Origin of the sequence: Campylobacter sp. VBCF_06 NA8 (assembly GCF_027737825.1) — a bacterium.
Classification (GTDB): domain Bacteria; phylum Campylobacterota; class Campylobacteria; order Campylobacterales; family Campylobacteraceae; genus Campylobacter_B.
In genome coordinates this window covers 329,674-342,776 of the sequence record NZ_JAOVUB010000002.1, presented here as the reverse complement: position 1 = coordinate 342,776, position 13,103 = coordinate 329,674, and the positions used below count along the sequence as shown (strand labels likewise).

The 13,103-nt window shown below is 40.5% G+C and carries 13 protein-coding genes; 6 read left to right on the top strand and 7 right to left on the bottom strand.

Translation table 11 applies throughout. From position 1 onward, the window contains the following. The first annotated feature begins 24 nt into the window (after positions 1–24). The 6 genes from OFO10_RS04265 to OFO10_RS04240 are packed head-to-tail and all read left to right on the top strand — an operon-like array spanning position 25 to position 4,696. A complete protein-coding gene (locus OFO10_RS04265; RefSeq protein ID WP_270862526.1) occupies positions 25–270 on the top strand; it encodes an RNA-binding S4 domain-containing protein in 246 nt (81 codons plus the stop codon). Next, positions 254–664: a tRNA (adenosine(37)-N6)-threonylcarbamoyltransferase complex ATPase subunit type 1 TsaE gene (gene tsaE, locus OFO10_RS04260; RefSeq protein WP_270866205.1), complete on the top strand. Its 411-nt coding sequence runs from the start codon at positions 254–256 to the stop codon at positions 662–664. Before OFO10_RS04265 ends, tsaE begins: the two co-directional genes overlap by 17 nt. Then, complete coding sequence (gene lptB / locus OFO10_RS04255; RefSeq protein ID WP_270866204.1) at positions 657–1,391, top strand: LPS export ABC transporter ATP-binding protein; 735 nt, start codon at positions 657–659, stop codon at positions 1,389–1,391. The genes tsaE and lptB overlap by 8 nt, the downstream gene beginning before the upstream one ends. 13 nt (positions 1,392–1,404) lie before the next feature. Continuing rightward, entirely contained in the window at positions 1,405–2,448 is a 1,044-nt protein-coding gene (locus OFO10_RS04250; RefSeq protein ID WP_270866203.1) for a glycosyltransferase family 2 protein, read from the top strand. 11 nt (positions 2,449–2,459) lie between these two features. Further along, positions 2,460–4,325 (top strand): glucosyltransferase domain-containing protein, encoded by a 1,866-nt coding sequence (locus tag OFO10_RS04245; protein WP_270866202.1) that lies wholly within the window; start codon positions 2,460–2,462, stop codon positions 4,323–4,325. Beyond that, on the top strand, positions 4,322–4,696 hold the full coding sequence (locus OFO10_RS04240; protein WP_270866201.1) for a GtrA family protein: 375 nt from the start codon (positions 4,322–4,324) through the stop codon (positions 4,694–4,696). Before OFO10_RS04245 ends, OFO10_RS04240 begins: the two co-directional genes overlap by 4 nt. A gap of 164 nt (positions 4,697–4,860) precedes the next feature. Here the strand turns inward: OFO10_RS04240 and OFO10_RS04235 are convergent, their stop codons facing one another. From OFO10_RS04235 to OFO10_RS04205, 7 genes are all read right to left on the bottom strand, one after another. Continuing rightward, complete coding sequence (locus tag OFO10_RS04235; RefSeq protein ID WP_270866200.1) at positions 4,861–6,930, bottom strand: TonB-dependent siderophore receptor; 2,070 nt, start codon at positions 6,928–6,930, stop codon at positions 4,861–4,863. 24 nt (positions 6,931–6,954) lie between these two features. Further along, positions 6,955–8,820 carry an iron ABC transporter permease gene (locus OFO10_RS04230; RefSeq protein WP_270866199.1) on the bottom strand — a complete coding sequence of 622 codons (1,866 nt, stop codon included), beginning with the start codon at positions 8,818–8,820 and terminating at the stop codon, positions 6,955–6,957. Beyond that, complete coding sequence (locus OFO10_RS04225) at positions 8,813–9,760, bottom strand: ABC transporter substrate-binding protein (RefSeq protein WP_270866198.1); 948 nt, start codon at positions 9,758–9,760, stop codon at positions 8,813–8,815. Before OFO10_RS04225 ends, OFO10_RS04230 begins: the two co-directional genes overlap by 8 nt. After that, positions 9,760–10,524: an ABC transporter ATP-binding protein gene (locus tag OFO10_RS04220; protein ID WP_270866197.1), complete on the bottom strand. Its 765-nt coding sequence runs from the start codon at positions 10,522–10,524 to the stop codon at positions 9,760–9,762. Before OFO10_RS04220 ends, OFO10_RS04225 begins: the two co-directional genes overlap by 1 nt. 143 nt (positions 10,525–10,667) lie before the next feature. After that, on the bottom strand, positions 10,668–11,384 hold the full coding sequence (locus OFO10_RS04215) for an arginyltransferase (RefSeq protein WP_270866196.1): 717 nt from the start codon (positions 11,382–11,384) through the stop codon (positions 10,668–10,670). After that, positions 11,384–11,608: a hypothetical protein gene (locus tag OFO10_RS04210; RefSeq protein ID WP_270866195.1), complete on the bottom strand. Its 225-nt coding sequence runs from the start codon at positions 11,606–11,608 to the stop codon at positions 11,384–11,386. The genes OFO10_RS04215 and OFO10_RS04210 overlap by 1 nt, the downstream gene beginning before the upstream one ends. A gap of 9 nt (positions 11,609–11,617) precedes the next feature. Further along, complete coding sequence (locus tag OFO10_RS04205; protein ID WP_270862426.1) at positions 11,618–13,048, bottom strand: acetyl-CoA carboxylase subunit A; 1,431 nt, start codon at positions 13,046–13,048, stop codon at positions 11,618–11,620. Positions 13,049–13,103 lie beyond the last annotated feature (55 nt).

Genomic DNA, 13,103 nt, shown 5'->3' with positions numbered 1-13,103 from the left:
GCGAATTTGGCTACAATCCCGCCCATGAGAGTCGATAAATTTTTAAATTCAGTAAATATCACAAAAAGGCGCGCCATAAGCGAGGATATGTGCAAAAGCGGCGTAGTCTATATCAACGGCGCAGTGGCAAAAGCTAGCAAAATCCTAAAAATCGGCGATATAATCACCATAAAATTTTTAGAAAAAGATAAAAGCTATCAAGTTCTGGGCTTTCCCGCCACCAAAAACACGCCAAAAAGTGAGCAAGAAAAATATGTCAAAGAGCTTTAAACTCACGCTTGGTGAGAGTGAAATTTCACAAATCGCTGAAATTTTGCCACGCAGTGGAGTGATTTTGCTAAATGGCACGCTAGCAAGTGGCAAAACCACGCTAACAAAGGCTATCGCGCTATCGCACGGCATAGATCCAGCCACTGTGAGTTCGCCAACATTTTCGGTTATGCAAAATTACGGGCAAATTTATCACTACGACCTGTATAATGGCGGTAGCGAGGCGATGATGAGTAATGGCTTAATCGAAAATTTATTCGAAGATGGGCTTCATATCATCGAGTGGGCGGACGAGAATTTGATAAAATTTATTGAAAAATATGAGCTGGATTGTTGCGCGGTAAATATCAAGGTCATGGGCGACAAACGCGAATACGAGGTAGTTTATGCATAGATTAGAAGTAAAAGATTTGAAAAAGACTATCAAAGGTACCCCGATAATCAAGGGCGTTTCATTAGAGGTCGAAAACGGCGAAGTCGTGGGCTTGCTGGGTCCAAATGGCGCAGGCAAAACCACGACATTTTATATGATTTGCGGGCTGATTTCTAGCACGAGTGGCGAGATTTTGCTCGATTTTAAGGATATTAGCAATGTCCCGCTTCACAAACGCGCCAAGCTTGGCATCGGATACCTGCCCCAAGAAAGTAGCGTTTTTAAGGATTTAAGCGTGGAAGAAAATTTAATGCTTGCCGCTGAAATCACCTACAAAGACAAAAAAATCGCGTCTGAGAAAGTCGATGAAATGCTAAATCTGCTAAATATCGAGCCGATAAGGGAGCGAAAAGGCGTAAGCCTAAGCGGTGGCGAACGCAGACGCTGTGAAATCGCACGAAGTCTAATGATAACGCCGAAATTTCTCTTGCTTGATGAGCCGTTTGCAGGTGTCGATCCTATCGCAGTTAGCGACATACAAAACATCGTGCGAAGTCTAAAAGAGCTTGACATCGGGATTCTCATAACCGACCACAATGTCCGCGAAACTTTGGCGATTTGCGATAGAGCTTATGTCATAAAAGACGGCGAGTTGCTCACTAGCGGCACAGCTAAGCAGGTCGCAAACGACGAAAATGTGCGAAAATACTATCTAGGCGATAATTTTAAATTTGATAGTGAAATTTAAGAAAGGTGAAAAAATGAAAGAAATTTCAGAGAGAGAAAGAGAGAGTAAAAGCGAAAATTTAAACGAATTTTCGCAAAATTTAGAGCAAAATTTTACGCAGAATAATCCGCAAAATTCTACAAAACTTCTATCCATAGTCGTTCCGTGCTACAATGAAGAGCTTGTTTTGGACGAATTTTACAAAGTTACGCTTGGTGTTTTGAAACAAATTCAAAATGAAATTTTACCAAATTTAGAGTATGAATTTATTTTTGTCGATGACGGAAGTCGTGATAATACGGCAGAAAAAATCAAAGAACTTCACGAAAAAGACAGCGCCGTGCATTTAGTAAAATTTTCACGCAACTTTGGCAAAGAAGCTGCCATTTTAGCAGGATTTAAACATGCTAATGGCGATATGATAGTGCTAATGGATGCTGACCTCGAACACTCACCTGCGCTTATAGTCGATATGGTTAGGGGCTATATCGACGGATATAAAATCATCTATGCCAAACGAAAAAGTCGCCCAGGAACAAGCTTTATAAAAGCTAAATTTAGCGAAGCTTTTTATCAAATTTTCAACCGAATTTCAGGCGTAAAAATCGAAAGTGGTGTAACGGATTATCGTTTGATGGATAAATCCGTAGTCGCCGAGCTACTTAAAATGAACGAATATCATCGCTTCTCAAAATCAATGTTTGCTTGGGTTGGATTTAAGAAAAAATGCTTGGAATTTGACCACGAACCGCGAGTTGCCGGGGAGAGTAGTTGGAGCTTTTGGAAACTTTTTAACTACGCCGTTGAGGGCTTTGTGAGCTTTTCGACCGCGCCGCTGAGAGTGGCTTTTGTTTTAGGCTTTTTGGCTAGTTTTCTTGCGTTTATATACGGAAGCTATGTTATTTTAAAAACGCTTATTTTTGGCGTTAGTATTAGCGGTTGGGCTACTACTATCGTGCTTATTTTATTTATCGGCGGTATCCAGCTTATCGTGCTTGGCGTCATCGGCGAATACATCGCACGAATCTACGAACAGGTCAAAAACAGACCGCATTTTATAATCGAAGAAATCATTTAAAAGGTAAATTTATGAATTTAGCGAATTTAAAAAGAACACTAAAATTTGATTATTTAGCATTTTTAAGCGTAACTCGCTCGTTTTTTAAAGATAAAAATTTTTTGAAATATTTTGGATTTATATTCACGCTCTATTTTATCGGTATGTTTGCGATTATTAGAGCGAACATTTATTATATCGATGATAATACAAGAGCGATAAGCGGAGATTATCAATTCTGGGCAATTTCATCTAGGTATATGACGGTATATTTATCGGAATTTCTGAATTTTGGACTACCGCTAGTTGATTTTTCGCCACTTTCAACTATCATCTGCATACTCATTTTGAGCCTAGCTTCTATCATTTTAGTAAAAACCATAAATAATAAAATTTCATATTTAGCATTAATCGCTTCTTTATTTATTGGGATTAATCCATACTTTTTGGAAGCTTTGCTGTTTAAATTCGATCATATATACATGTGTCTTGGGTTATTTATGTCAATTTTTCCGTTTTTATTTGTGAAAAGAAAATTTTTATTTTGCATAATTTCTGTAATTAGTTTATTAGTTATGCTGACTACATACCAAAGCGTAAATTTCGTATATTTGTTAATAGTTATGTTTTTATTAATTTTAAGAATTTCTCAAAAAAAGAAATTTTTAAACTTCGCCATTTTAAGTCTGTTTTCGTATTTTTTAGCAATAATTATATTTAAATTATTTATTTATAAACCTGTAAAAATTCATGTAAATACCGAAACTTTCGCCATTGGCGAGTTATTCAATGGTGTGGTAAGCAATTGTGCGAAATTTGCCACTAAAATATATAGCGATTGGAACGAGACTTGGTTTTTATATATCGGAGCTAGTTTAGTAGTTTTGTCTATAATAGCTGTGATTTTAAAATTTAAAAACCTTAAATCACTGCTTTGCTTTATCCTATTTTTAATTTTTGGGTTTATCTTTTCTATGGGTTTTTATTTGTTGTTTGTAGAAATCAGATTTGAACTTAGATATACTGCGACTTTGGGCGTTTATTTTGCCATAATTCTTATATTTATAAGTGGTTATGCAAATAGCCTAAAAGCTTACAATATCCTAAAAGTATTTTCAATATTTTTGATATTATATTGCACTTATGGACTTTTGTTTATATCAAATTCGCTCGGTTCTGCTATGCAAGAACAGGAAAAATATATTGATTTTAGAACTAATTTAGCTATGAATGATTTATTAAAATTTAATGATATTCATCTGCAATTTGTGAATTTTAACGGAAACATAATCTCTCCTTCGACGCAAAATGCTAGAAACAAATTCAAAGTCATAACCAAATCATTAAATAATATAAATACCAATCAACTCGGATATAAATCGCTTACAAGAACACTCGGCAGAGTAAATGGAAAATGCAAAGGAGACAAAGTAGTAAAAACTAGTGAAAATTTATTTCACACTATAAAACAATATGAAAATAAATGTATAGATATAAATTTTAAAAATGTAAATATTTCTGAAAATTATGCTTTAATCCATGGTTTATTGCCAAAAACTCTACTAATAGACAAAAATATCAATAAAAATTTAAATTTAAAAATATATAAAAGCAATGAAAAATGGCTTGGAAAACATATTTATATTTTCAGATTTAGCGAAAATATTTTAAATTTTGCCAACAAAGATGATAATATTTTAGGACTTCACTTTATCGGCAAAGATGGCAGAAAAATTATAGATAAAAATATCCATAATTTTACAAAAAGCAATAATGCTTATTTTTACACAGCAGAGTTAGAAACGACAGATATAAACGAGATATTAATTCTTTTTTACAACAGCGAAATCAAAAAGTCATCAGCCAAATTTAGCATAAATTTAAAAGAGCAAAAATGACGCTGATAAAATACCTGCTTGTGGGAGTTTTAAATACGATTGTCGGCTTTGGGCTAATCTTTTTGCTAATGTGGCAAGGATTTAGCCCGGAGATTTCAAATATCATCGGTTACGCTGTTGGGATTTGTTTTTCATTTGTGATGAATAAAATTTTTACCTTCCAAAGCAAACAAGCTTCCAAAAAGGCAAATTTAGCCGAATTTGCTAAATTCGTTAGCTCCATGCTGATCGCGTGGAGCCTAAATTTTATCACGCTAAAAATTTGCCTAAATTTGGGCGTAAATCCCTATATTTCGCAAATCATCGCAGGTGCGATTTACACTATCACGGGATATTTGCTAAGCAAAATTTGGGTTTTCAAAAAGGGCTAAATTTAAATCAAATTTAGCCCAAATTTTACGCGGCGCAGTATCCGCGAAACCACGCCACACAAAACGCCACGCCACACCAAATTCCACATAAAAACGCCACGCAAAATTCCACTAAAATTCCAGTAAATTTCCGCAAAATTTTACTAAAAATTCCACACAAAATTTTACCAACTATATTTCGCGGTTAGTGTTACTTTCGCGCCCTCGCCGTAATAGCACCAGTAGTTGCACCCTGCGACATACTCCTTGTCAGCGATATTTGTCGCATTTAGACGAAGCGAAAAGTCCTTATACGAATACTCCGCCATAGCGTCAATTAGCGTGTGTGATGGCACGCTCACAGCGTCGTGGCGAGGCGATGTCCATGCACTGCTCTCGCTCTTGCTTTTGCCCACATAGCGCACGCCAGCGCCCATTTTAAGCCCATGTCCGCCACCCAAATCCATAGAATATACCAAAAAGCCAGAGAGCATATCTTTTGGGATTAGCGGCGTTGGCGTCATGTAGTCGAAGCCATCGACATTGATTTTGGCTTCGTTGTAGTGCGTGTAAGCGGCGATTAGGTTTAAATTTTCGCTTAAATTCACATTTGCACCAAGCTCCACGCCCTTAGCCACTTGCTTACCAGCTTGGCTCGAAAAGCTAGAACCGTCGGTATATGGGACATTTCTCTGCTCTATGTCAAAATACGCTAGGCTAAATTCGCCGTCTATGAAGCTTGGCAGATATTTCACACCCGCTTCGTATTGTCTAGCCGTGGCTGGTTTATAAAAATCTCCACTGCTTGTGCGGCCAGATTGTGGCATAAAAGACTCGGAGTAGTTGAAATACGGCATAAATCCGCTATCAAACGCGTATAAAATTCCAGCCTGATATGTGGTCTCGTCCGTGTCGTAGCTTTTATCGCCATTTAGCGTGGCTTTTGCCTTGTCATGGCGCACCCCAAGGGTCAAATTTAGCTTTTCAAACAGCTCAATTTTATCGTTTAAATAAAACCCAAGCTGACTTTGATCCAAGTCATAATTCGGGTTTGAAAACGACAGCGCCGGATTTGCCGTTAGGCGGGTGCGCACTGGGTTATAGACATTTATAGTGCCTACGAAGTAGCTGTAAAAATACTGCCCCCTAGCGCGGATATCTCTGTAATCCACGCCCAAAGTTAGGCGGTTTTTCACACTTCCCCACTCGTCTTCGTAGCTTATGCGGTTATCGAATATATGCGAATTCACACTCGCATCGACAAAGAGCAAATCCTGCGCGATATCGGTATCGTTTATCATATTATACTCGACACTTGCGCCGATTTGGTCTTTGTTTTCGCGGTTAAATTTATAGCTTGATTCGAATTTTAGCTTATCGTTAAAGCTATGCGCTAACTCGTATCCAACCGAAATTTGATCGCGCGATAAGCTATCGTTTAATGCGCCCAAATTCGCACTTGGCAAAATTTTACCCTGCGCACCAGGTATCATCGTGCCTACATAAGGGAAAAACCCGTTGCTTCCGGTGCCTGCGTCATGCGTGAAGCTAGATAGAAGTGTGAGCTGCGTATCATCGCCGAGTAAAAATAAAATCGATGGCGCGATGAAAAAATGCTCGTTCCATGTGTAATTTATGTCGCCACGCTTTTTCTCATAATCGCTTACAATGCGAAATTTCACATTTTCGCTAAATCCGTCGCTGACATCGAAAAACACCCCACGCAGGTGATTTGAGCCAAATTTCGCGCCGACTTCGCCTTGTGGGGTGAGAGTCGGGCGTTTGGAAACTAGATTTATCACGCCACCAGCGTATGATGAGCCATAAAGTAGCGAGTTTGCGCCCTTTACCACCTCGATACTCTCATATCCGTATAAATCAGGGCTGATACCAAAATATCCGCCCTTATACGCACTCGCGCCATCCACGCTCACACTTGCTTCAAACCCACGAAGTCTAAGCCAGTCGCTAGTATCCAAATCCGCGCCATAAGGCTGTCCGATAAAACCAGCTTCGTATTTGACAGCCTCGTCTAGCTGAGTCGCTCCACGCTCTTCGATTGCTTTTTTGCTCTCGATTACAGATGAGCTTCCAGCACTCATGAAATCGACCTTGCCACTACCCTTGCCTACCGAGCCTACCACGGCGATTTCGTCTAAAACCTGCGCCTCGTTTGCCGTCTCAGAGACTTCCTGCGCCAAAACAGCCGCCGCACACAAACTAAGCGCAAACGCGCTACCAAAAATTTTTCGCATAAATGCTCCTTTGATTAAAATTTATTAAATTTTTCTTGCAATCCATAGAAAATAAAGGCTTCCGATTATCGTAGCAACCACGCCACAAGGTATTTCGTAAGGAAAAATCAAATTCCTACCCAAAAAATCCGCCACGCTCATTATCAAAGCCCCGATTAGCGCACTTGCCATGAGCCCAGCGCCCGTTTTGCGAAAGCCCAAAAATTTCGCCAAATGTGGCGCGATAAGCCCCACAAAACTCACTGGCCCCACGCAAAGTGCGCTAAAAGCCGACAAAACGGCGCAAAATACAAACAAAATAGTTTTAAATCTGAAAATATCCACGCCCACGCTACTAGCGCACACATCGCCTAGGCTTAAAATCGTAATCTCTCGATTAAATTTCATCACCACGCCAAAGCTAATCACGCAAAGCATCGCCAAAAGCAAAACTTGCGAAAAACTCGCACCGTAGGTGCTTCCAGCGCTGTATGAGATAAAATCATAAATCCTGCTATCCCCGCTAAAAAGCAAAATTTTCTCCACTGCGCTCACAAAGGCACTCACCGCAATCGCGCTTAAAATCACGCGCATTGGACTCATGCCACTTCTCGCATTTATCGCCAAAATAAAGCCCAAAACCACCAACGCCCCAAATACACCAAAAACAAAGCCAAGCGCAGGTGCGAAAAACATCGAAGCAAGCACGCCAAGGCTAACGCCAGAACTAATGCCAAGAAGCTCGGGCGAAGCCATGTCGTTGCGGGTTAGGCTCTGTAAAATATAGCCACAAACAGCCAAAATTCCGCCACAAAGCAAGGCTGTGAAAACGCGGTTTATGCGCAGAGCGAAAATTTCGCGCGAGAATTCGCCATAAAATAGACAAAACACCACAAAAACAGCCAAAATTCCGCCAAGAAATGGCAAATTTAAATATTTCGCTCTTTCGTGAATTTCGTTTTTGGCGCCGTTTCCTGCGTTTGCGTCCTTTGTGGCGCAGTGTATGAGCCACAAAAACATCGGCGCACCCAAAAATGCGCAGATTGCACCCGCAGGAAGCGAAATTTGGGTTAAATTTTGTAGTATTATGAGCCCTGCGTCGCAAATTCCAAGTATCAAAGCCCCCAAAATGGCGCAAAAAATCGCTTTTTTGACAAACGAGCTAAATTTTAGCTGATTTGTGAGATAACTCGCCCCAAGCCCCACAAATGCGATAATCCCGCAATGCGCCACCGCCACAGCGGTAAAATACGCACCCAGCACAAAGCCTATAATTCGCACCAAAACGACATTTAGCCCAAGCGATTTTGCCGTGCTATCGCCAAGTCCAAAGAGCCAAAACGAACGCGCAAAAGCTAGTGTTACAACTAGGGCTGGAAGCGATAAAATCGCCATTGTGCGCAGGTTTGCGTAGCCGTTTTGGGCTAAATCGCCACTTAACCAAACCGTGATAAAATAGCTTTCATCTTTGAAAAAAATCAAAAGTAGCGCGCTTAGTGCGCCAAAGACTAGCCCTATGATTAAACCGCACAGCGTCGCGCTAAATGCGCTAAACTCGCGCGTATTTGTGAGCGCAAACAAAAGCCCAAGTCCGATGAGCGCGCCCACAAACGCACTTAGCGTGGTGCCAAGCGCGGGCGCGAACAGCCCCAAAAACAGCACCCCAAAGGCGCTTGACGCGCTTACGCCACTGGTGCTATCACTCGCTAATGGATTGTGCGTAATAGCGCAGAGCAAAAGCGATGAAAGCGAAAGCAACGCACCGCAAAGAAGAGCCGTCAAAATGCGCGGCAGGGTGGAATTTAGCACCACAAGGGTGCGAATTTCGCCTAAATTCGTGTGTGCGCCAAGAAGCGAAATGGCGCAGAGTATCGCAAAAACGAGCGTTAAGATTGGCAGAGTTTTATTCATTTGCGCTCTTTTGCGAAATTTTAGAATTTGGCGAATTTGATAAATTTGCCGAATTTGGCGAAATTTCCAAATTTGGCGAAATTTTGAAATTCGCTAAATTTGCCTCATTTTTCAAAATTTCACTCAGCAAATTTGCAAATTTTTGCATACTTGGCCACGCACCAGCGCTCCACACAGCCTCTATTTGCGCGCGGTTTTGCAAAATTTGCAAATTTTTATAAATCCCATTTGAGGCGATTTGCGAGTTTATATCAACCCTGTTTGGCTCGATTATGACGAGCTTTGCGCCCTGCTCCACCTCATAAAGTGCGCTTACATGGGCACTCGCGATACCCCAGAGATTATATGATAAATTTTTTGGAGCCAAATTTGTAATCCCAAGTTTAGCCAAAACCACGCCATATAAGCTGTTTGCGCCATAAATCCTAATGTGAGCCTCGTCGATAAACTGCACGACTAAAACTGGCGTGGTGAAATTTTCTAGCTCTTTTTTCTTTTTTTTGAAAAATTCGTTGTTTTTGGCAAGTAAAATTTTCGCCCTCTCTTCGCAATCCAAAATTTTCGCCACTTCCAAAACAGCCGCGTTTAGGTTGTCTTCCAAATTTCCGTCTTTATAAACATCGATAATGCGGGTTTTGGCGTATTTTGAAATGGTTTTTTCATGCCCCGCAAAAAACGATGGCAAAAGCACAAAATCAGGCTTCAAAGCTATTATCATCTCCAAACTCGGCTGGTTTCTAAGCCCCAAGTCTAGGGTATTTGCGCCACTACCTAGCCCACCACCCCAGAGCATAAAACTCTGCTTTTCGGCCATTGCGATTGGATCAACTTCTAAAAACTCCAAAATCTCCGCTACGCCCCAATCTAGCGTGATTATACGCGGTTTAGTATCGCCAAATACTGCGCCACAAAAAATCAGCAAAAAAATAATCGCTCTCATTAAAACATCGCCGTTAATAAATTTGTCTTTGGGTGCGCGATTATATGGGCATTTACGCCGTAAATTTCTTTGATTTTTTCTGCGCTCATAGCCTCGCTAGATGGGCAGTTTAGTATCAGCTCGCCGCCTTTTAGCGCGATGATTTTATCGCAGTGCGAACAGGCTAAATTTATGTCATGAATCACGATGATTACGCATTTGCCAAGCTCTTTTGCCATTTTTTTGATTAGCGCCATGACGCTTAGCTGGTGCGCGATATCTAGGGGCGCTAATGGCTCGTCAAGTAGCAAAAAATCGCTTTCTTGCGCGAGTAACATCGCTAGGAAAATGCGCGATTTCTCGCCACCGCTTAGTGTGGAGACGATCTGGTCTTTGAATTTGAGCGTATCTGTGATTTGTAGGCACTCGGTAGCGATTTTGGTGTCGTTTTCTTTGTCCGTAAAATACCTGCCCCCGTGCGCATATCTGCCCGCCATAACTAGCTCCAAGCCCGTCAAATGAGAAGCGTCTGGTAAAATTTGGGGCAAATAAGCAACACTTTTGGCAAATTCTTTTTTTGCGTAATCTTCGATTTTTTTGCCATTTAACGAAATTTCGCCACTTTGATTTTTGATTTGTGCGGCTAAAAGCTTGATAAGCGTAGATTTGCCAGAGCCATTGTGTCCCACGAGAGCGTAAAATTCTCCCTTTGCAAACTCTAAATTTATGTTATTTAAAATTTTTTTATTTTGTATTTGGTAATTTAGATTACTAGTTTTTAACACGATGATAATACCCATTATTAAAATAAAAGATAGATATTATCAAAAATTTAATAAATTTAAACTAAATATTTAACAATTATTATCAAAAGCCATATCAATTTAAAATTTTAAAAATGATAAAGTATAGCAAAACCTACCCTGCCCTACTCCCATAAACTGGGCTCCTGCGGGTCTGTATAGCTGGATAAAATTTGATATGGCTGGTAGTCAAATTTGTATTTTAGGCTCGCACACTCGCGCACTGCATACCCCAAATATATCCAGCGAAGATTAAATTTTTTTGCAATCTCAATCTGCTTTAAAAGTGAAAATTTCCCAAGGCTAAGATCGCTTCTGTATGGGTCGTAATAGCAATAAATCGAGCTTATCCCGTCTTCGACAATGTCGATCAAATCGACGCAAATCAGCCTATCAAACTCATCGTAATACGAAATTTCCTTGCCGAAATTTCCATATCCCTCCACATAAATTTCATAGTATTTCTCAGGCGTGATATTTTGGCGCGGCCAGCCCTTTTTTTCGCTCATATAGTTGTGATAAATTTCGAAAAGCTCCAAATGCTCGCCGTCTAAAATCGGTGCTGAAAAGCCAAGAGTGGTTTTTTCGTTTTTTTTATAAACTCTGCGGTGTGATTTGGAAAATTTAAAATTTCTCGCATCTACTCTCAGGCTTTTACACTCATCACAACCCGCACAAATGGGCTTTTGGAAGTAATTCCCAAAGCGTCTGTATCCGTGAGTGACTAAATTTGAATTATAAGAATATGAGGCGTTTTTGACAAAAATGTATTCATTTCTAGCTGATTTTCCCTGCAAATACGGGCAGGGAAAATCGAGCGTACAAAATGGAATTTCAAGCATTAAATTTTTCTAATATTTGCATTTTCGATATATTTCAAAAACTCGTCTTTTAGCCGATTTTCGCGCGCACTCACACTCTCATCAGCCAAATCCTCATCTTTGAAAATATCTTTAAATTCATCGCGATTTGGGTTTGGTTTTGGCTTAGGTTTGGGTGGATTTTTCGCCTTTTCTTCTTTAATCATATCTTTTTTTATGCTATTTAGCGATTCTAAAAAATCCATTTGCGCTCCCTAAATTTCGGCTTCTCGCATAGCAGAAGCGATTGCAGCGACGACTTCGGTTTTTTTCGTATCGAAATCATCCTTGGTATTTGCCAAAATTTTGTCCAAATTTTTCTCGACATAGCTCGTATCGAAAAATCCCAGTCTAAACTCACGCGATTTGCTGATCGAGAGCAAAAATGGAATTATCGTGCGCACACCCTCTATGCGGAACTCCTTCAATGCCCTTTCTAGCTTATTTACCGCCAAGTCATAATCTGTCGTTTTGATAATGAGTTTAGCTAAAAGCGAGTCGTAAAATGGTGGAATTTTATAGCCTTTGTAAATATGGCTATCCACGCGCACGCTAGGTCCCAAAGCCGGATAATAATCCTCGACTTTGCCAGGTGCTGGGGTGAAATTTTTCCATACATTTTCGGCTGTAATTCTCGCCTCGATCGCGTAACCGCGCGGTTTGATATCGCTTTGTTCGAGCTCTAAAATTTCGCCGTTTGCGATACGGATCTGGCGCACGACGATATCCACGCCAGTGATTTCCTCGGTGATTCCATGCTCGACTTGGATTCTGGTATTCATCTCCATAAAATAGAAGTTGTTGTAATCATCGAGCAAAAACTCCACAGTGCCGACATTTGAGTAATTCACAGCCTTAGCCGCGGCTACTGCGGTGATACCCATGGTTTTGCGCAAATGCTCGCTAATCGACGGGCACGGGGCGATTTCGATGATTTTTTGGTGACGGCGTTGGATTGAACAGTCGCGCTCGCAAAGGTGGATAATGTTGCCGTAATTATCGCCGATGATTTGAAACTCGATATGGCGCGGATTGACGACGAGTTTTTCCATAAAAACTTCATCGTTGTTAAAATACGCCTTCGCCTCTCTGGTGCAGGATTCAAAGGCTGCTTCCATATCCTCTTCGCTCCAAACTTCGCGGATTCCACGCCCTCCGCCACCGCCACTTGATTTTAAGATCACCGGATAGCCGATTTTGCGGGCGTATTCTTTGATAGTCTCCATTGATTCGTTGTTTAATTTTTCGGTGCCTGGAACGATAGGAATACCATTTTTGCGCATTAAATAGCGAGCGATGTTTTTATTACCCATTTTGCGGATAACTTCTGGTTTTGGACCGATAAAGATAATCCCAGCGTCCTCAACCTCTTTTGCGAAATCATAATTCTCACTCAAAAATCCATATCCAGGGTGGATAGCGTCCGCACCGCTTGCTTTGGCTATTTCTACGATTTTTTTGGCGTCCAAATACCCAGTAAGTGGCTCTGTGCCGACCTCATAGGCCTCATCAGCAATTTTAACATGCAAGCAGTCTTTGTCAGGCTCGGTGTAAATCGCTATACTTTTTATGTGCAAATCTCTACATGCTCTAATAACCCTAACCGCGATTTCACCGCGATTTGCTATGAGAATTTTGTGTATCATACTAAAACACCTTTTTGTAAAAATAATATTGCGTATGATAGTATAAAAAATGTTA

Excerpts from the sequence above, each read along its gene's own strand:
- tsaE (WP_270866205.1), top strand. The coding sequence starts at position 254 with ATGTCAAAGAGCTTTAAACTCACGCTTGGTGAGAGTGAAATTTCACAA.
- OFO10_RS04205 (WP_270862426.1), bottom strand. The coding sequence starts at position 13,048 with ATGATACACAAAATTCTCATAGCAAATCGCGGTGAAATCGCGGTTAGG.
- OFO10_RS04240 (WP_270866201.1), top strand. The coding sequence starts at position 4,322 with ATGACGCTGATAAAATACCTGCTTGTGGGAGTTTTAAATACGATTGTC.
- OFO10_RS04245 (WP_270866202.1), top strand. The coding sequence starts at position 2,460 with ATGAATTTAGCGAATTTAAAAAGAACACTAAAATTTGATTATTTAGCA.
- OFO10_RS04250 (WP_270866203.1), top strand. The coding sequence starts at position 1,405 with ATGAAAGAAATTTCAGAGAGAGAAAGAGAGAGTAAAAGCGAAAATTTA.
- OFO10_RS04265 (WP_270862526.1), top strand. The coding sequence starts at position 25 with ATGAGAGTCGATAAATTTTTAAATTCAGTAAATATCACAAAAAGGCGC.
- lptB (WP_270866204.1), top strand. The coding sequence starts at position 657 with ATGCATAGATTAGAAGTAAAAGATTTGAAAAAGACTATCAAAGGTACC.
- OFO10_RS04230 (WP_270866199.1), bottom strand. The coding sequence starts at position 8,820 with ATGAATAAAACTCTGCCAATCTTAACGCTCGTTTTTGCGATACTCTGC.
- OFO10_RS04235 (WP_270866200.1), bottom strand. The coding sequence starts at position 6,930 with ATGCGAAAAATTTTTGGTAGCGCGTTTGCGCTTAGTTTGTGTGCGGCG.
- OFO10_RS04215 (WP_270866196.1), bottom strand. The coding sequence starts at position 11,384 with ATGCTTGAAATTCCATTTTGTACGCTCGATTTTCCCTGCCCGTATTTG.
- OFO10_RS04210 (WP_270866195.1), bottom strand. The coding sequence starts at position 11,608 with ATGGATTTTTTAGAATCGCTAAATAGCATAAAAAAAGATATGATTAAA.
- OFO10_RS04225 (WP_270866198.1), bottom strand. The coding sequence starts at position 9,760 with ATGAGAGCGATTATTTTTTTGCTGATTTTTTGTGGCGCAGTATTTGGC.